13 protein-coding genes and 3 pseudogenes are annotated in these 17,349 nt (G+C 64.4%); 7 read left to right on the top strand and 9 right to left on the bottom strand.

What is annotated here, in order from left to right; genetic code table 11:
* Positions 1-21 precede the first annotated feature (21 nt).
* The 4 genes from CO664_RS14910 (at position 22) to CO664_RS14895 (ending at position 4,719) form a co-directional block, all read left to right on the top strand.
* Positions 22-1,530: an inorganic phosphate transporter gene (locus tag CO664_RS14910; RefSeq protein WP_097539234.1), complete on the top strand. Its 1,509-nt coding sequence runs from the start codon at positions 22-24 to the stop codon at positions 1,528-1,530.
* Between the two features lie 10 nt (positions 1,531-1,540).
* Positions 1,541-2,278, top strand: a complete 738-nt coding sequence (locus CO664_RS14905; RefSeq protein ID WP_097539233.1) for a 16S rRNA (uracil(1498)-N(3))-methyltransferase — start codon at positions 1,541-1,543, stop codon at positions 2,276-2,278.
* 146 nt (positions 2,279-2,424) lie between these two features.
* Positions 2,425-3,798, top strand: coding sequence for a glutamate--cysteine ligase (locus CO664_RS14900; protein WP_037413227.1), 1,374 nt, complete (start codon positions 2,425-2,427; stop codon positions 3,796-3,798).
* Positions 3,799-3,900: 102 nt separating this feature from the next.
* A complete protein-coding gene (locus CO664_RS14895) occupies positions 3,901-4,719 on the top strand; it encodes a DUF937 domain-containing protein (RefSeq protein ID WP_037413225.1) in 819 nt (272 codons plus the stop codon).
* Between the two features lie 373 nt (positions 4,720-5,092).
* Here the strand turns inward: CO664_RS14895 and CO664_RS14890 are convergent, their stop codons facing one another.
* On the bottom strand, positions 5,093-5,389 hold the full coding sequence (locus CO664_RS14890) for a DUF1127 domain-containing protein (protein ID WP_097526355.1): 297 nt from the start codon (positions 5,387-5,389) through the stop codon (positions 5,093-5,095).
* Positions 5,390-5,596: 207 nt separating this feature from the next.
* Between CO664_RS14890 and CO664_RS14885 the strand changes: the two are divergent.
* Positions 5,597-6,547: pseudogene (locus tag CO664_RS14885) on the top strand (LysR substrate-binding domain-containing protein).
* Between the two features lie 66 nt (positions 6,548-6,613).
* Entirely contained in the window at positions 6,614-7,525 is a 912-nt protein-coding gene (gene oxyR / locus CO664_RS14880; protein WP_097539232.1) for a hydrogen peroxide-inducible genes activator OxyR, read from the top strand.
* Positions 7,526-7,567: 42 nt separating this feature from the next.
* On the opposite strand, the gene CO664_RS14875 is transcribed toward oxyR, so the two are convergent.
* From CO664_RS14875 to CO664_RS14855, 5 genes and pseudogenes are all read right to left on the bottom strand, one after another.
* A complete protein-coding gene (locus tag CO664_RS14875) occupies positions 7,568-8,443 on the bottom strand; it encodes a dienelactone hydrolase family protein (protein WP_097539474.1) in 876 nt (291 codons plus the stop codon).
* Positions 8,444-8,564: 121 nt separating this feature from the next.
* Positions 8,565-9,590: pseudogene (adhP, locus tag CO664_RS14870) on the bottom strand (alcohol dehydrogenase AdhP).
* Between the two features lie 191 nt (positions 9,591-9,781).
* On the bottom strand, positions 9,782-10,198 hold the full coding sequence (locus tag CO664_RS14865; protein WP_097539231.1) for an MAPEG family protein: 417 nt from the start codon (positions 10,196-10,198) through the stop codon (positions 9,782-9,784).
* 82 nt (positions 10,199-10,280) lie between these two features.
* Positions 10,281-11,783: an IMP dehydrogenase gene (gene guaB / locus CO664_RS14860; protein ID WP_037413216.1), complete on the bottom strand. Its 1,503-nt coding sequence runs from the start codon at positions 11,781-11,783 to the stop codon at positions 10,281-10,283.
* Positions 11,784-11,973: 190 nt separating this feature from the next.
* Positions 11,974-12,949: pseudogene (locus tag CO664_RS14855) on the bottom strand (MBL fold metallo-hydrolase).
* 172 nt (positions 12,950-13,121) lie between these two features.
* Between CO664_RS14855 and CO664_RS14850 the strand changes: the two are divergent.
* Positions 13,122-14,531: a DHA2 family efflux MFS transporter permease subunit gene (locus CO664_RS14850; protein WP_097526358.1), complete on the top strand. Its 1,410-nt coding sequence runs from the start codon at positions 13,122-13,124 to the stop codon at positions 14,529-14,531.
* Positions 14,532-14,620: 89 nt separating this feature from the next.
* Here the strand turns inward: CO664_RS14850 and CO664_RS14845 are convergent, their stop codons facing one another.
* From CO664_RS14845 to CO664_RS14835, 3 genes are read right to left on the bottom strand one after another with little or no spacing between them, the layout of a single operon-like run.
* Positions 14,621-15,004, bottom strand: coding sequence for a VOC family protein (locus CO664_RS14845; protein ID WP_097539230.1), 384 nt, complete (start codon positions 15,002-15,004; stop codon positions 14,621-14,623).
* A 2-nt stretch (positions 15,005-15,006) separates the two neighbouring features.
* Positions 15,007-15,744: an RlmE family RNA methyltransferase gene (locus CO664_RS14840; protein WP_097526360.1), complete on the bottom strand. Its 738-nt coding sequence runs from the start codon at positions 15,742-15,744 to the stop codon at positions 15,007-15,009.
* Positions 15,741-17,297 carry a Ppx/GppA phosphatase family protein gene (locus CO664_RS14835; RefSeq protein WP_176536597.1) on the bottom strand — a complete coding sequence of 519 codons (1,557 nt, stop codon included), beginning with the start codon at positions 17,295-17,297 and terminating at the stop codon, positions 15,741-15,743. Before CO664_RS14835 ends, CO664_RS14840 begins: the two co-directional genes overlap by 4 nt.
* Positions 17,298-17,349 lie beyond the last annotated feature (52 nt).

Raw genomic sequence — 17,349 nt, 5'->3', positions numbered from 1 at the left:
TGTGACAAGGGAGAAACATTTGTGGCCAAGCCGCGCCTGCACCTCGAGAAGCTGACGATCGACAAGGATCTCGACAAGGTCAGCCGTGCCGAGGAGGCATCGCAACATGTGATGCGCAGGCTTGCCGCCCCCGGCCTCGGCCTGCTCTTCCTGATCCTCAGCATGGTGTTCGCAGCCAGCTATTTCACCGGTGCGTCGGGTCTGGCCATCGTCGTGGCGGGAGCCGCGATCGCCGCCTACATGGCCATGAACATCGGCGCCAACGACGTCACCAACAATGTCGGAGCCGCGGTCGGCGCAAAGGCGATGACGATGGCGACGGCACTTGCCATCGCCGCCGTCTTCGAAATTGCCGGAGCCGTGATCGCCGGGCGGAAAGTGACGCTGACCATTGAAGCCGGCATTATCGACGGCGCCAGGCTGGTCAGCCCTGACACGCTCGTCTGGGTGATGATGGCGGCGCTGCTGTCTTCGGCCGTCTGGATCAACATCGCCACCTATGCGCGCGCCCCGGTCTCGACCACTCACTCGATCGCCGGCGGCATCATCGGCGCGGGCCTCGCGGCAGAGGGCCTGGCGAGCGTCAAATGGTGGGCGATCGCCGGGATCACCGCGAGCTGGTCGATCTCTCCCCTGCTCGGCGGCGCGATCGCCGCCCTCTTCCTGGCGTTCCTCAAGGAATTCGTCATCTACCGCGACGACAAGATCGAGGCGGCGCGGTACTGGATGCCGATCGTGCTCGGCGTCACGGCAGGTTCTTTCACGGCCTATGTGGCGATCTTCGGGTTCGTCCATCTGCAGGTGATTTCTCTCTGGACCGCCCTCCTCATCGGCACCCTCGCCGGCATGACCTGTTTCGGCCTGTGCAGGCCGTGGATTCATCGCCAGTCCGTGGGGCTCGACAACCGCAACCAATCGCTTCGCAAGCTGTTCCGCCTGCCGCTCGTTTTCTCCGCCGCGCTGCTCTCCTTCGCCCACGGCGCCAATGACGTGTCGAACGCCATCGGACCGCTGTCGGCGATCGTCTCGGCCGTCAACGGCACGATATCGGCCGCCCGGTCGGAGGCGCCCTTTTGGGTGCTGCTGATAGGCGCCTTCGGCATCGCTCTGGGCCTGCTGCTCTACGGCCCGATCCTGATCCGCGTCGTCGGCGAGGAAATCACCCGCCTCAATCCGATGCGCGCCTTCTGCGTGGCGCTGGCGACGGCGGTCACCGTCCTCCTGGCATCGGCGCTGGGTCTGCCGATCAGTTCCACGCACACGGCGGTCGGCGCCGTTTTCGGCGTCGGCTTCTTCCGCGAATGGTACATACGCCATTCGCAGCGCCGGCTGGAATATATCCGGCGGAGGACCGGCCAATCCGACTTCATGGGCGAGGCGATCGAAACGAATTTCGCCGAGGTGCGCCGCCGCCGGCTGGTGCGCCGTTCCTACTTCCTGACGATTGTGGCCGCCTGGGTAATCACCCTTCCGGCCTCGGCGCTCCTTTCGGCACTCGTCTACCGCCTCCTCGCCGGCCTGTTTTTGTAAGGGCAACAGAATGCGCGCCAATTTCCGCATGCAGCGACTGTTCGTCGAAAGCCCGCTCCACACGGGGGCCAGACACGAGGCCACGAAGGAGCAGTTCAACTATCTCGTCAACGTGCTGCGGTTCGGCGAGGGCTCGTCGGTCCTGGTGTTCAACGGACGGGACGGCGAATGGCGTGCGGAATTGTCCCTGCCGTCCCGCAAACACCTCGTTCTGACGGCAAGCGAGCAGACACGTCCGCAGCCTGCGCCCGCAGACCTCGTCTATCTGTTTGCGCCGCTCAAAGTGGGGCGGCTCGACTATCTGGTCCAGAAGGCCGTCGAGATGGGCGCCGGCGTGCTGCAGCCGGTGATGACCCAGCATGTGCAAGGCAAGCTCGGCAATCTCGACCGCCTGCGCGCCAATGTAATCGAAGCCGCGGAGCAATGCGGCGTTCTCGGCATTCCTTCGGTGGAGCCGCCGCGAAGGCTCGAAGAGCTTTTGGCGGACTGGCCGCGCGAGCGGCGCATCATCTTTTGCGACGAGGGCAATGAGAGCCAGAACCCGCTGCCGGTCCTCGATAAGATCAGCGAGCGCCGCCTCGCCCTGCTGATCGGTCCGGAAGGCGGCTTCTCGGAAGCCGAGCGGGTGCTGCTGCGCAGCCTCGACTACGTCACCGCCATCCCGCTTGGCCCGCGCATCCTGCGCGCCGATACGGCAGCCGTGGCCGCGCTTGCGATCATTCAGGCAACGCTCGGCGACTGGCAATGAAGCCCTCGATCGGCACCGGCACCGGCACGGAGTTTTTTTGACGGCATCTTGAAAGAAATTGACTTGCACCGCACTTGATTACGGTTCAAGCACCCTCCATCCAGTCCTGCTGCCGGCGGGATCCCGCACATACGAAGAAGACGAATATGGCCCGAGACACCACCGACCAGACGCCGGTCACCTCCGTCGCCGACCTGACCGCCTACCTCGCGTCCGGATCGAAGCCGAAGGAGAAGTTCCGGATCGGAACGGAGCACGAGAAATTCGCCTTCTTCAAGGCAGACAACAGCCCCGTGCCCTATTTCGGCGAGGCGAGCATCGAGGCGCTTCTGAAGGGCATGGCTCAAAGGAACGGCTGGGAGCCGATCCTCGACGAAGGCAACATCATCGGACTTGCCGACCACGGCGGCAACGGCGCAATCTCGCTGGAGCCGGGCGGCCAGTTCGAGCTTTCCGGTGCGCCGCTCGAGAACCTGCATCAGACCTGCAAGGAATCGAACCAGCACCTCGCCGTGCTTCGCGAAATCGCCGAACCGCTCGGCATCCGCTTCCTCGGCATCGGCGGCAGCCCGAAATGGACCTTCGAAGAGACGCCGCGAATGCCGAAATCGCGCTACGCGATCATGACGCGCTACATGCCGAAGGTCGGCACCAAGGGCCTCGACATGATGTACCGCACCTGCACGATCCAGGTGAATCTCGACTTCTCCTCCGAGGAGGACATGCGGCGCAAGATGCACGTATCGATGAAGCTGCAATCGCTCGCCACGGCGCTCTTTGCCAGCTCGCCTTTCACCGACGGCAAGCCGAACGGGCTGCTTTCGTGGCGCGGCGACATCTGGCGCGACACCGACAACCGGCGGGCCGGCCTGCTGCCATCCGCCTTCAAGGCGGACTTCGGCTTTGTCGATTACGTCGAATGGGCGCTCGACGTGCCGATGTATTTCGTCGTGCGCGACGGCCATTATCATGACTGTACGCATGTCACCTTCCGCCAGTTCATGAACGGGGCGCTGAAGGATGAGATCGCCGAGTGGCAGCCGAATATGGGCGACTGGACCAACCATCTTTCGACCCTTTTCCCCGACGTCCGGCTGAAGCGATTCCTCGAGATGCGCGGCGCCGACGGCGGACCTTGGCGACGGATTTGCGCGCTCCCCGCCTTCTGGGTCGGCCTGCTCTATGACGACCAGGCATTGGCGGACGCCGAGGCACTTACGAGCGACTGGACTTACGACGAGGTTCAGGCGCTGAGGGATGCGGTTCCCGCCGAGGGGCTGGCCGCGAGGTTCAGAACGGCGTCGCTCTTCGACATCGCCCGCGAGGTGCTGACGATTTCGCGCGCGGGGCTGAAGCGGCGCAACCGTCTGAACGGCGACGGCATCGACGAGAGCCATTTCCTGGAGCCGCTCGACGAGGTCCTGGCGAAGAAGGCGACGCTCGCCGAGGACCTGCTGGCCCTCTATAACGGCCGCTGGAACCGTTCCGTGGATCCCGTCTTCACGGAATACCAGTACTGAGGGGCGAAGCGCGTCCCCGTCCCTAGACAAAAAGCGGTTTCCAGACCCTGGATTCCCGTTATAGTGCAATGACATGCGTCGCTCGCCCGGGAAGGAACCGCCATGGCACCGCTTTTTGACATGTTCGCACAGGCGCAGAACGGCCAGGCGATCGAGCTGATGGCAAAGCAGTTTGGTCTGGCCCAGGAGCAGATGACCAAGGCGACGGCGGCACTGTTGCCGGCCTTCTCCACGGGCTTCAAGCGCAACACCGCCAATCCCTATGATTTCGGAGCGCTGCTGACGGCCCTTTCGACCGGCAATTATGTCAAGTATTTCGAGGACATGCGGCAGGCCTTCACGCCGGAAGGAGTGGCGGCCGGCAACGACATCCTCGGCCAGCTGTTCGGCTCGAAGGAGATGTCGAGGGCGATCGCCGCTCAGGCGGCGCAAATCACCGGCATCGGCCAGGAAGTCTACAAGCAGATGCTGCCGGTGATGGCGAGCACACTGATGGGCGGCCTTTTCAAGGAGACCACTAGCCAGGTGAACGAAGCGCTCGCCAACAATCCGATGATGACGCTGATGCGGCAATGGATGGAGGCGACCGGCCTCGCCAGGAAGCCCGAGCCTCAGCCAAACCCGTTCGACAATCCCTTCACTCAGGCGATGCAAGGGTTCTTTGGCGTCGGCAAGACGCAAGAGAAGCCAAAAACACCCGATTTTTTCGCCGACAATCCCTTCTTCAAGGCCTATCAGGACATGTTGCGCGGCAGCAGCGCGGCGGCCGAAAAGCCACCCCAGGAAAACCCTGCTTTTGCTCAGTTCTCGCAGATGATGAACAGCATGTTCGACAGCGGACTTGAGATGCAGAAGGAATATCAAAAGAATATCGACGCGCTGTTCGAGAGCTATCAGAAGCGCTCAGGCGGCGAGGCATGATTTTGCCCCTCACCCTCTCCCCGTTCTGACGGGGAGAGGGGACTCTGGCGTCGCCGCGAGGCTCCTTCGCCCCGCTCGCGGGGAGAAGGTGGCCGGCAGGCCGGATGAGGGGCAAACGCCTTCCCGAACTTGCTTTTTCCCCAGAAAAAAAGCCCGGTACATGTCTTGGCATGTACCGGGCAAGCGGCAGGGTCTATTGGCTCATACCCTGCGGGGAACGCATCGATGATCAGCATCACCGTAGCTGGAATTTCGCGGCATGATACGCGCGATGGCGGCAGGCTTTCGCCGGATCATGCCGCAAATGACGCATCCTGCAGAGTTGCGCGCCTGTGCAGACGCGCGACGCGGGGCGGACGCGCCACGGGGAATGTCAATCGTGGCGGACACCCCGGTAGAAGAGGTTCGCCCGATTTCTCGACGCGCGCGTCAGGAAGCAGCCAGGACTGTCGAAGAAGGACGAGGTCATGGCCTCGTGCAGATCTTCGCGTTTCAGCCCCATGTCGAGCAGTTGCCGATCGTCGAGATCATGCAGACGCGCAATCTGGCGGCGGTCTTGGTACAGGCGCCAGACACCCGTCAGCACGCCGATGACCGTTGCCGAACGGGACGCAAGCGACGGCTTGCCAGCAGCGAGGTCGAGATCGAGGGCGTGTTGGGTCGTGCGCATGACAAAACTCCTTTTTCGGGCACGAAGAGGCCTATGCCACTGCGCGGAGGTCACGCGCAGGGGCAGGCGGGAACGATGTGGTTGATCGGCGGTGAAGTCGCCGGGAGGATCGACGTGATTTGCACGCTATGAATCGCAAATCCTTATTGATCAGTCCAACGAATGTTTCTAATGATATTCATCAAACAATTTTATGGGTAACCGGCCATGTCCGCACCGCTCGACATCGATCAGTTGCAAACCTTCGTCGCCATCGCCGACACGGGCAGCTTCACCAAGGCGGCCGATCGCGTCTTCAAGACCCAATCGGCGGTGTCGATGCAGATGCGCCGGCTGGAGGAACGCATCGGCAAGCCGCTGTTCATGAAGGACGGGCGCGGCAACCGCTTGACCGTCGAAGGCGACAGGCTCTTGAATTTTGCCCGGCGGATGATCCGCCTCAACAACGAGGCGATCGCCTCCTTCGACGACAACAGGCTTGAAGGCACGCTGAGGATCGGCACGCCCGACGACTATGCCGACCGCTACATGCCCGAAATCATCGGCCGCTTTGCGAAGACCCACCCGAATGTCGAACTCTACATAGTCTGCGAGCCCTCGGCCGATCTCGCCGAGAAGATGGCAAAGGGCGACCTCGACATCGCGCTCGTCACCCACAATCCGCGGGTTCGGCCCTCCGACGTGGTGAGAACCGAGCCGCTCTGCTGGGTGAGTTCAATCAACCATCCGCTTCCGGAAAATGCGCCGATCCCGCTTGCTGTCGGACGGCGCGACTGCGTTTGGCGCCAGGCCGCCTGTGCCGCGCTCGATGCGACCGGCCGCGAGTATCAGATCCTGTTCACAAGCTGGTCGTCGACGGTCGTCGCTGCCGCGGTGCTTGCCGGGATGGCGGTCTCGGTGCTGCCGGAGTAGGCGCTTCGTCCCGGCATGAAGGTCTTGACGCTCGCCGACGGATTCCCGGCTCTCGCGCCGGTGCAGATCGGCATCATGAAGCGGCCCGGACTTTCGCCCTCGCTGTCGAACGCCATCACCAATCACATCACCGCCTGCCTCGACAACATCACGCCGATCGCGGTCAATGACGACCTCGACAACGACATCAAGGGCTATCCGCGCTATCCGCGCCTGAGGCAGAGCCATATGCTGCCCGGCTGGTAAGCGGGCTCACGAACTGCATAATCTGCAATTGTGCTGCTAGCTGCTTTTCAATAAGCATGTCCTATCATGCTGACGCTTCGCCAGATGCGCTATTTCGATGCGCTCGCCACGGCCCGCCATTTCGGCCGCGCGGCCGAGCTCGCCCATGTCAGCCAGCCGGCCCTTTCGGCGCAGATCATGGAGATGGAAGAGCATCTCGGGGTCAAGCTCGTGGAGAGAAGCCGCGGCGGCGTGTTTCTGACCGTCAAGGGCGAGGACGTGCTGGTGCGGGTCCGGGCGATTCTAGCCGAAGTCGACCGGCTGGAGGAGAGCGCCCGGGCGAATTCGGGAACGCTCGAAGGGCGCATCCGCCTTGGCGTCATCCCGACGCTGGCGCCCTATCTGGTGCCGCAGCTCATTCCCTATCTGCGGGCGCGATATGCGGATATCGAAATCGAGCTCAAGGAGTCGCTGACCGACAGGCTGGTCGCCGACCTTGGTGACGGCCGCCTCGACGCTGTCGTCGCCGCGCTGCCGATCGATGCCGACGGCATCGCCACGCGCCCGCTGTTTTCGGACCGGTTTTTCATGGCCGTGGCGGACAACGACCGCAACGTGCTGATGTCGCCGATGACGGAGGAGCAGGTCGATATCTCGCAACTGCTGCTGCTCGAGGAAGGCCATTGCCTGCGCGACCAGGCATTGGCCGTCTGCAACACCGCCGGAAAACGGCAGTTGATGAGCTTCGGCGCCACCTCCATGGCGACGCTTCTGCAGATGGTGGCGAACGGCATGGGCATGACGCTCATTCCGGAGATTGCTATACCGAGCGAGGCGGCACGCAACGCGATCCGCATCGTACCCTTCGCCGATCCCGGCCCGGCGCGCGAGATCGGCCTTATCTGGCGCCGCAGCAATCCGCGCCGGCGCGACATGGACGCGCTGGCAGAAGCGATCGTCGACTGTGCCCGCTGGATATCCAGCGGGACCGAGGGGTAGGGAGAACGGCCAGCGATCAGCCCACCCCGGAACTCGGCGCGATCAAGCGAGCTTCGTCTTCAGGAACTCGATCGTCCGCCCCCAGGCGAGATCGGCCGCCGCCTTGTCGTAGCGGGCGGCCGAGGTGTCGTTGTTGAAGGCATGGTTGACGCCCTCATAGACATGGATCGTGGCGTCCTTGCCGTTTTCGGTCAGGGCCTTGCGGTAAGCCTCGATGCCGGCATTGATGCGCTCGTCGAGCCCCGCATAGTGGAGAAGCATGGCGGCCTTGATCTTCGCCACATCCTCGGCCTTCGGCTGGGAGCCGTAATAGGCGACGCCGGCCTTGAGGTCAGGCGAGTTCACCGCCAGGCGATTGACCATGCCGCCGCCCCAGCAGAAGCCGATCGCGCCGACATTGCCGGTGCTTTCCGCATGTCCCTTGAGGAAGGCGACGGTCGCCACCGCGTTGGAGTTGGTCTCACCGGCGTCGAGCGCGCTGATCATTTCGCGCGCCTTGTCCTCGTCGCTCGGCGTGCCGCCGTCGGGCGACAGGAAATCCGGAGCGAGCGCGACGAAGCCTTCGAGGGCGACGCGACGGGCGACATCCTTGATATGTGGGTTGAGGCCGCGATTCTCATGGATGACGATGACCGCCGGGAGTTTTCCGGATGCGCTGGCCGGCTTGACCAGATAGCCCTTCATCTCGCCATCGGCACCGAGATAGGTGATGTCCTCGCCTTTGATCCGCTCGTCCGTCGCGGCGACCACCTCGGCCTTGGCGCTGTTGGCGGCCAGCATCGGGGCGATTGCCGCGGCGGCCGCCGCCGAACCGGCAAGAGCCGTCAGCCTCTCCATGAAGCGACGGCGATCCAGGGTCAGATGGGTGTATTCGTCATAGGCATCGATCATTGCCTGGGTGATCTCAGGCTTGTTCATGACGCTCTCCTCCGGCGTTTTTCCGAAGGCCGCGCAGCGATAGCCGCGCCGCCCGCCGACAGGATAGGTCAGCGGGCGGCAGGTACACGTCAAAACTGCGTTACTTGCTGTGATCGATGCCTCAACTCAGGTCGAGAACGATGCGGCCGTCGATCTTGCCTTCTTCCATGCGCTCGAAGATGGCGTTGATGTTTTCGATCTTGTCCCAGGAGAAGAGGGCCCCGACCTTGCCCTCGCCGGCAAATTCCAAGGCTTCCTCAAGATCCTGGCGGGTGCCGACGATCGAGTTTGCGCACCGTGATGCGCTTCAGCACCGTGTCGAAGACCGGCAGGCAGATCTGGCTCGGTGGCAGACCGACGAGGGCCATGGTGCCCTTTGAACGCAGCATCCGGTAGGCCTGCTCCATCGCCTTTGGCGAGACCGCTGTGACCAGCGCCCCGTGGACACCGCCGGTCCGCTTCTGCACCTCCTCGACAGCGTCACCCGCCCGTGCATCGACGACGAGGTCGGCGCCGAGCTTTTCGGCAAGCGCGATCTTGTCCGGGAAGATGTCGGCCGCAGCGACATGCATGCCAATGGCCTTTGCATATTGCACGGCCATGTGGCCGAGGCCGCCGATGCCCGGACGAGAACCCATTCGCCGGGTTTCACCTCCGTCTCCTTCAGGCCCTTGTAGACCGTCACACCGGCGCAAAGCACCGGTGCGGCCGGACCGAACTCCAGTTTGCCGGGCAGCTTGCCGACGAAATCCGGATCCGCCAGGCCGTACTGGGCAAAAGTACCGTCGACCGTATAGCCGCTGGTTCTGCTGGCTGCCGCACAGCGTTTCCCAGCCGGTTCGGCATGGCGTGCAGCAGCCGCAGGCCGTGTGCAGCCATGGGACGCCGACGCGGTCGCCCTCCTTCAGCCGCGTGACGCCGGCGCCGACTTGGCGACGTAGCCGACACCCTCATGGCCGGGGATAAAGGGCGGATTGGGGCGAACCGGCCAATCGCCCTTGGCGGCGTGCAGGTCGGTGTGGCACACGCCCGTGGCCTCGTATTTGATCAGGACCTGCCCCGGTCCAGGCTGCGGTATGGGCAATTCCTCGATCACAAGCGGATTGCCGAATTCGCACACCACGGCGGCTTTCATCATTCCGGCCATATCGATCTCCTCCGATGTTCAATGTTGGCAATTGTGCCAGCGCCGCATTACCCTCCGCCAAAGCAGCGCGTTGACGGATGCAGGCTTAGCGGCAGGGCCGGCCGGGGTCCCTTGACGCTCATCAAGCGCCGGACGTTTCGAGCAGGAGATTGTCTCCGAGCTGAGACAGTCGGACCGACTGACGGCGATCGTCAGTTCATCGCCATCCAGAGGGCGAGCCAGGCCCACATGGCTGCAAGCATGACAAAGCCGGCCAGGAAGAGAGGGCCGCGATGGCGGAGCCGGTTGCTGGTCACATGAACGAACGCGTGCGCGTAGCGGGATCCGACGAACACCCAGGCAAGGCCCACCGCCAGAAGATTGTCAGCTGCGGTGATGTAGAGAAGCACGCAGCAGGCATGGAAGAGCACCGGCAGTTCGAACTGGTTGGCGATGCTGTTACGCACGACCAGGCTCTCGCTCGGCTCTCCCCGGTTCTCGCGAAACTCAGATGGCTCCGCCTTGCCGGCGCGCACAACCGCAGATCGGCGCGTCGAGAGGAGCGCATAGAGCGCGAAGACCAGCGCGACATGGGCGACCACGGGCCAGAATATCTCGAACCCCGTCATCGGTGCTCCGCTTCAAAGTCTCGAATGGAACGCTTGAGGAAAGAAAGTGGGACGCCGGACGGACGGCGTCCCAGGGAAGATATCAAGCGGCGCCCGGATAGTTCGGGCTCTCGCGGGTGATCGTCACATCATGGGCGTGGCTCTCGCGAAGGCCGGCGCCGGAGATGCGCACGAAGGTGGCGCGCTCCTGGTAGTCCTTGATCGTCGCGCCGCCGACATAGCCCATCGACGCCTTGAGACCGCCGGCGAGCTGGTGCAGCACGCCGCCGACCGGCCCCTTGTAGGGCACCTGGCCCTCGATGCCTTCCGGCACGAGCTTCAGCGTGTCGCGGACTTCCGCCTGGAAATAGCGGTCGGCCGAACCGCGCGCCATGGCGCCGACCGAACCCATGCCGCGGTAGGCCTTGAAGGAACGGCCCTGGTAGAGGAAGACCTCGCCGGGGCTTTCCTCGGTGCCGGCGAGCAGCGAGCCGACCATGACGGCAGACGCGCCGGCGGCGATCGCCTTGGCGAGGTCGCCGGAATATTTGATGCCGCCGTCGGCGATCACCGGGATGCCCGAGGCCTGCGCCGCCTCGACGGCCGCCATGATCGCGGCGAGCTGCGGCACGCCGACGCCGGCAACGATACGGGTGGTGCAGATGGAGCCCGGACCGATGCCGACCTTGACGGCATCGGCGCCGGCGTCAATCAGAGCCTTGGTGCCGTCCGCCGTTGCAACATTACCGGCCATGATGCGGACCGAGTTCGAAAGGTTCTTCACCCGGCTGACCGCGTCGAGGACGCGCTGCGAATGGCCGTGCGCGGTGTCGACGACGATCAGGTCGACACCGGCGTCAATCAGTCGCTCGGCGCGCTCGAAGCCGTCGTCGCCGACGCTGACCGCAGCGGCGGCGCGAAGCCGTCCCTGGGAGTCCTTGGAGGCGTTCGGGTTCAACTGCGACTTCTCGATGTCCTTGACCGTGATCAGGCCGACGCAGCGGCCTTCCGGATCGACGACCAGCAGCTTCTCGATCCGGTGCTTGTGCAAGAGGCGCTTGGCCTCCTGCTGATCGACGCTTTCCTTGACGGTGACGAGGTTTTCCCGCGTCATCAGTTCATAGATCTTCTGCGCCGGATCGGACGCGAAGCGGACGTCGCGGTTGGTCAGGATGCCGACGAGGCGGCCCTGCTTCTGGCCGCCGCTGCCGCCGTTCTCTACGACCGGAATGCCGGAAATGCCGTGCGCCTTCATCAGGCCCAGCGCGTCCGCCAGCGTCGCGTCCGGTCCGATCGTCACCGGATTGACGACCATGCCGCTTTCGAACTTCTTGACCTGGCGGACCTCTTCGGCCTGTTCGGCGGGCGTCAGATTGCGGTGGATGACGCCGATGCCGCCGGCCTGGGCCATGGCGATCGCGAGTCGCGCCTCGGTGACCGTGTCCATGGCGGCCGAAAGAATCGGCAGATTGAGATCGATATCCTGGGCTATGCGGGTCGCGATATTCGTCTGACCGGGCATCACCTCGGAATGTCCCGGCTGCAGCAGGACGTCGTCGAAGGTCAAAGCCTCCAGACCGGTTGCCGTTTCGATGATGCGCGCCATGGCCAGTTCCTCTTCGAATATACGAAAATCCCCGGGGACCATCAGCGACTTGTCCACCGGGTGACTTCAAAGCTTGTCTTGGAAGTTGGCGAGGGCTCGTAACACGGATATGTCAGAATGGAAATAGTCGGGGCCCGGAAATTTCCCGGGCCCCGCATATTTGTTGTTGCAGAGCAACAAAGCGCCGGATTCAGATGTCGAACTGGTAGGTTACCGGCACGAAGCGGTAGCCCTGGTCCCGCCGCTCGACGAAGCCGACCGCGGGAAAAGGCATGTGATAGCCGATGAAGGGCAGCCGATCGGTCGCGATCATATCGAACACCTTGCGCCGGGTGGCGCCGGCGGCCGTCTTGTCCATGTCGAAGCGGACTTCCCAATCGGGCCGCTGCAGCGACAGGACATAGTGGTTGGCGGTGTCCGCGGTCAGGATCAGCGCCTTGCCCTCCGATTCGAGCCTGTAGATCATGTGCCCCGGAGAGTGGCCGAAAGCGGCGATGGCGCTGATCCCCGGCACGACCTCGGCGCCGTCGGCGACGAAGGTGGTCCTTTCCGCCAGCGGCACGACCTTGGCAAGCACCGCCTTATGACCGTTTTCGGCGGGCGTGCCGACACGGGCCTGATCCTTCCAGAAGTCGAACTCCACCTGTCCGGTCACATAGCGGGCATTCGCAAAGGCCGGTTTGCCGCCTTCCACAAGACCGCCGATGTGATCGCCGTGCATATGGGTGATGACGACGACCGAGACCTGCTCCGGCGTATAGCCTGCGGCCCGGATGCCGTCGGCGAGCCTTCCGGTCCCTGCCTCCCGGCCGCCTTCGCCGAGCCCCGTATCGAACAGCACGATCTCCGATCCGGTATCGACCAGCACCGGCGAGAAGCCGTTGATGAAGCCGGAGGTCGGCAGGAAATTCTGCTCGAGTGGCGCGGATACCGCCTCCGCCCGCTGATTGGTACCATAGGTTTCGTGCGGATTTGCGAGGCGCGCGTGCCGTCGCTGATCACCGTCACCTTGAAGGTGCCGAGCTTGAAGGCCTTGAAAGCCGCGTCATCCGTCATGGCACCCTTTGCACTTTCCTGAGCATTGGCAATTCCACTCAACAGGCCCGGCGCCGCCAAGGCAGCCGCTCCCGCTCCGACAGGGTTCGGCGCTTCAAACTCTGTGTGATCATGATCGCTCCTGTAGATTGGCGCTGCCCTTGCATGCCAGCAGGCAAGAAGTAGCGGCCTTGAGGGAAAAGGTCAGCCGGATCACAGGCATTTGATCTGCAATCGCCGGTTTGCCTCGACAAAGCCATCGGGACCGTCTACCGGACGCCGACCCCGCATCCAAGGTCTCTCATGAACCGCATCGTCCCGATGATCCTCGCCGTCGCTCTTTTCATGGAGCAGATGGATTCCACCGTCATTTCGACGTCGCTCCCGGCGATCGCGCATGACATCGGCGTCGGGCCGATCACGCTCAAGCTGGCGCTCACCTCCTATATGGTTGCGCTCGCAATCTTCATTCCCTTGAGCGGCTGGATGGCGGACCGCTTCGGCGCCAAGCGCATCTTCCGCACGGCGATGCTCGTGTTCGTCGCCGGATCGGTGTTCTGCGCCGTCGCAGACAGCTTGGTCGCCTTCGTGCTGGCGCGCTTCCTGCAGGGCATGGGTGGCGCGATGATGACGCCGGTCGCGCGGCTCGTGCTGGTGCGCGGCACGCCGCGCAGCGAGCTCGTCTCCGCCATGGCGCTGCTCACCATTCCGGCTCTCGTCGGACCCTTGGCGGGCCCACCGCTCGGCGGCTTCATCACCACCTATTTCTCCTGGCACTGGATCTTCCTGATCAATGTGCCGGTCGGCATTGCGGGCTATGTGCTTTCCGGCATCTACCTGCCGGAGATGGAGCGGCAGAACCCGCCGCCGGTCGACATTCTCGGCTTTCTGCTCGGCGGCATCGCCGCCTCGGGCATCGTCTTCGGACTTTCGGTCATCAGCCTGCCGGCCCTGCCGCCGGCGGTCGGCATCGCTTCCGTCGCGGCCGGCATTGCCGCGACCTTCCTTTACATCTTCCACGCGCGCCGCCATCCGGCACCGGTGCTCGACCTCGGGCTGTTTCGCGACAGCGCCTTCCGTGCCGCCTCGATCGGCGGCACGGTCTTCCGCATCTCCGTCGGCGCCGTTCCGTTCCTAATGCCGCTGATGCTGCAGATCGGCTTCGGCCTCAATCCGTTCCAGTCGGGGCTGATCACCTTCATCGGCGCCGTCGGCGCGATCACCACGAAATTCTTCGCCCGCCGCGTTCTCGCCTTTGCCGGCTTCCGCACGACGCTGATCATTGCCGCCATCATCGCCGCCGGCACCACCTTCGTGAACGGCTTCTTCACGCCGGCGACGCCTTACCTCGTCATGCTCACGATCCTGCTCATCGCCGGCTTTGCCCGCTCCTTCTTCTTCACCAGCGTCAACGCACTTTCCTTCGCCGACATCGACGACGCCGACGCCAGCAAGGCAACGTCGATGAGCGCCGTGCTGCAGCAGATCAGCCTTGCGCTCGGCGTGGCGGTGGCGGGCGCGATCCTGGAAATCCGAACCGCGATCGGCGGCGGACCGCTGGCGCTCGACGACTTTCACATCGCCTTCATGATCATCGCGGTCGCCAATCTGCTGGCGGCGATCCCGTTTTTGACGATGGCGAAGAATGCCGGCGCTTCCGTCTCCGGCCATCGAAAGGCGCTGCGGGAAGCCGAGGCGACGGCCGGTAAGTAGCTCTCTAATCAGACTGCTCTATGGGAACATCGCAGAGGGGGGCGGGTCCACCTCGATTGTCTTCTCAGACGGGCCGTACGTATCCTGCCCTATTCCGGCCGCTCGCAGACGGCGGCAATCTTGTTGCCATCGAGATCGCGGACCCAGGCGCCATAAAAATGCGCGTGGAACGGCCGCAGCCCCGGCGCGCCCTCGTCGGTGCCGCCGTTTGCAAGCGCCGCGGCATAAAAGGCATCGACGGCGCCTCGTGTCTCGGCCACGAGCGCGATGCTCACGCCGTTGCCATAGGTGGCAGGCTCGCGATTAAACGGGGTGACCACCCAGAAGCGGACGCGCATATCACCATCGCCGCCGTAGCCGATCTCGGTTTCGTCCCACCGCTGGCGGCGGTAGCCGAGGGTTGGGAGCACGCCGTCATAGAACGCGCCGGCGCGTTCGAGGTCGTTGGTGCCGACCGTCACGTAGAGCAACATGCCTATTCCGCCGCCTCTTCTTCGGCTTCCGTCTCCGTGCCGGCCTTCTGCCGACCCTTGAAATCCTTGGCCAGCAGGAACATCTCGACCGATTCAGCGCGCGACGAGGCCGGCTTCACATGGATGACCTGGCGGAAATTCTGCTTCAGCATGTTGAGAAGGTCGCGCTCCGTACCGCCCTGGAAGGTTTTTGCCAGGAAGTGCCCTCCCTTGGCGAGCACGTCGACCGCAAAATGCGCCGCCACTTCACAGAGATGCATGGTGCGCAGATGGTCGGTCTGACGATGGCCGGTGGTCGGCGCCGCCATGTCGGAGATGACGAGGTCGGGCGTGCCGCCGACCGCCTCCTTGAGCTTTTCCGGCGCTTCGGGGTCGAGGAAATCCATCTGCAGGAAGCGGACCCCCGGGATCGGGTCCATCTCGAGAAAGTCGATTGCGGCGACGCGCGGATCCGCATCGGTCGAATTCGTCACCTTGGCAGCGATCTGCGACCAGCTGCCGGGTGCGGCGCCGAGATCGATGATGCGCCGGGCGCCGGCCAAAATCTTGTGCTTCTCGTCGATCTCCAAAAGCTTGAAAGCCGCCCGGGCGCGATAGCCCTCGAGCTGGGCGCGCTGCACGTAAGGGTCGTTGATGTGCCGTTCAAGCCAACGGCGCGAGGATGCCTTGAGCTTGCCCTTCTTCACCTTTTGGCCGAGCTTGCGGCCGCTGCGGTTGCCGCCGATCGGGGATTTCGTCATGCATTGTTCCCTTCGTGGGACCTCTGCCGCTCTTCGCTCGCCAGGGCCGAGCCGCGCTGCTGGTAGCGACGCGGACGCCCGCGCCGCCAGGCCCCGTCATCGGCCATCATGTCGGTCAGCAGACCCTCTCTGAGCCCACGGTCGGCGACACGCATACGGTTCGACGGCCAGCGGCGGCGGATCGCCTCGAGGATGGCGCAGCCGGCAAGTACCAGATCGGCTCGGTCCGGACCGATGCAGGGATTGGCGGCCCGCGCGGCGAAATCCCAGGAGAGCAGCCGTGCCTGCATCGCCGAGACCTCCTCGTCGGAGAGCCAGAGACCGTCGACGCGACGCCGGTCGTAGCGCGGCAGGTCGAGATGGACGCCGGCCAGCGTTGTCACCGTGCCCGACGTGCCGATCAGGTGGAAGCCGCTGCCGGAGGCGCTTTCCAGCGCTTCGACCGAGGGGCCGTCGAACCGGTCGAGCATGCCTTCGACCTCGCGCACCATCGTCTCGAAGCTATCAGGTGTGACATGCTCGCCGCCGTGGCGTTCGGACAGGGTGACGACGCCGACGGGCAGCGAGGTCCAATGGGTGATGTGGTTGGCAAGCCGGCTCGAGCGGTTGTCGCCGATGCGGATCACCGCGATTTCCGACGAGCCGCCGCCGATGTCGAAGAGGACGACCGACTTGGTCTCGCGATCGACGAGCGAGGAGCAGCCGGAAACGGCAAGCCGCGCCTCGGTTTCGCGGTCGATGATTTCGAGATCGAGGCCGGTTTCCTCGGCAACGCGCTTGAGGAAGGCCTCGCCGTTTTCGGCGGCGCGCGCCGCCTCGGTGGCGATCAGCCGACGTCGGCGAATCGACCGGGCACTGAGCTTGCCGGCGCAGATCTTCAACGCTTCGACGGAGCGTTCCATCGCATCGTCGGAGAGCCTGCCGCTGGCGCCGAGGCCCTCGCCGAGCCGGACGATGCGGGAAAAGGCGTCGACGACGCGGAACTGCCCCGGCCGGGTCGGCTGGGCGACCAGCAGGCGGCAATTGTTGGTGCCGAGATCGAGCGCCGCATAAAGCGGCGCCGGTGGCTCGCTGGGCGCAAGATAGGGAGCGCGCACCTCGTCCTTGCGCGGCTGCTGCGGCGCGGCCGGAACATCGCGCGAGGCTTGCCGGTCGGAGGTCAGCGGCTTGCCGCTGGAAGCGAGCGGCCGCCCCTGCAGGCCACGCCTTTGACGCGCCTTCTTGCCGCGCTTCTGGCCCTTCTTGTCGGTGATCGGTGGCTCGTGGGTGGCGGCGCCGGAAACGCCGGCGGCAGCCTGACTCTGCGGCCTTGCGGCCTTCGAACGGCGGCGCCGCTTGCGCTTGCGCGCCGGCTCCGCTTCGTTCAGTGCTGCGGGACGCCCTGCCTCTCCGGAAAGCCCGGATGGGCTGGCAATTGCAGACGGCGAACCGGACGGCTTGCGCCGCCTCCGTTTCCCCTTGCCGCCGCGCGGCACAAGCTTATGCGCCTCGCCACGACCTGCTGCCGACGCCCCGGATTCAGACGGCGTTGCGCCGTGTTCGGGGTCTTTCACTTGTCTCAACCATCGCGCCGCGCGAAGCCTTCCGGCCGCTCAAGGCGCTCTC

Source organism: Sinorhizobium sp. NG07B, from assembly GCF_002532005.1.
GTDB lineage: Bacteria > Pseudomonadota > Alphaproteobacteria > Rhizobiales > Rhizobiaceae > Sinorhizobium > Sinorhizobium fredii_C.
Note: the sequence above shows the minus strand (reverse complement) of the source record. Positions and strands in the feature narration are given on the sequence as shown.

Coding starts and splice junctions, on each gene's coding strand:
- CO664_RS14840 (WP_097526360.1), bottom strand. CDS start 15,744: ATGACGAAATCCCCGATCGGCGGCAACCGCAGCGGCCGCAAGCTCGGC.
- CO664_RS14850 (WP_097526358.1), top strand. CDS start 13,122: ATGAACCGCATCGTCCCGATGATCCTCGCCGTCGCTCTTTTCATGGAG.
- guaB (WP_037413216.1), bottom strand. CDS start 11,783: ATGGCGCGCATCATCGAAACGGCAACCGGTCTGGAGGCTTTGACCTTC.
- CO664_RS14895 (WP_037413225.1), top strand. CDS start 3,901: ATGGCACCGCTTTTTGACATGTTCGCACAGGCGCAGAACGGCCAGGCG.
- CO664_RS14875 (WP_097539474.1), bottom strand. CDS start 8,443: ATGAACAAGCCTGAGATCACCCAGGCAATGATCGATGCCTATGACGAA.
- CO664_RS14890 (WP_097526355.1), bottom strand. CDS start 5,389: ATGCGCACGACCCAACACGCCCTCGATCTCGACCTCGCTGCTGGCAAG.
- CO664_RS14865 (WP_097539231.1), bottom strand. CDS start 10,198: ATGACGGGGTTCGAGATATTCTGGCCCGTGGTCGCCCATGTCGCGCTG.
- CO664_RS14845 (WP_097539230.1), bottom strand. CDS start 15,004: ATGTTGCTCTACGTGACGGTCGGCACCAACGACCTCGAACGCGCCGGC.
- CO664_RS14905 (WP_097539233.1), top strand. CDS start 1,541: ATGCGCGCCAATTTCCGCATGCAGCGACTGTTCGTCGAAAGCCCGCTC.
- CO664_RS14900 (WP_037413227.1), top strand. CDS start 2,425: ATGGCCCGAGACACCACCGACCAGACGCCGGTCACCTCCGTCGCCGAC.
- oxyR (WP_097539232.1), top strand. CDS start 6,614: ATGCTGACGCTTCGCCAGATGCGCTATTTCGATGCGCTCGCCACGGCC.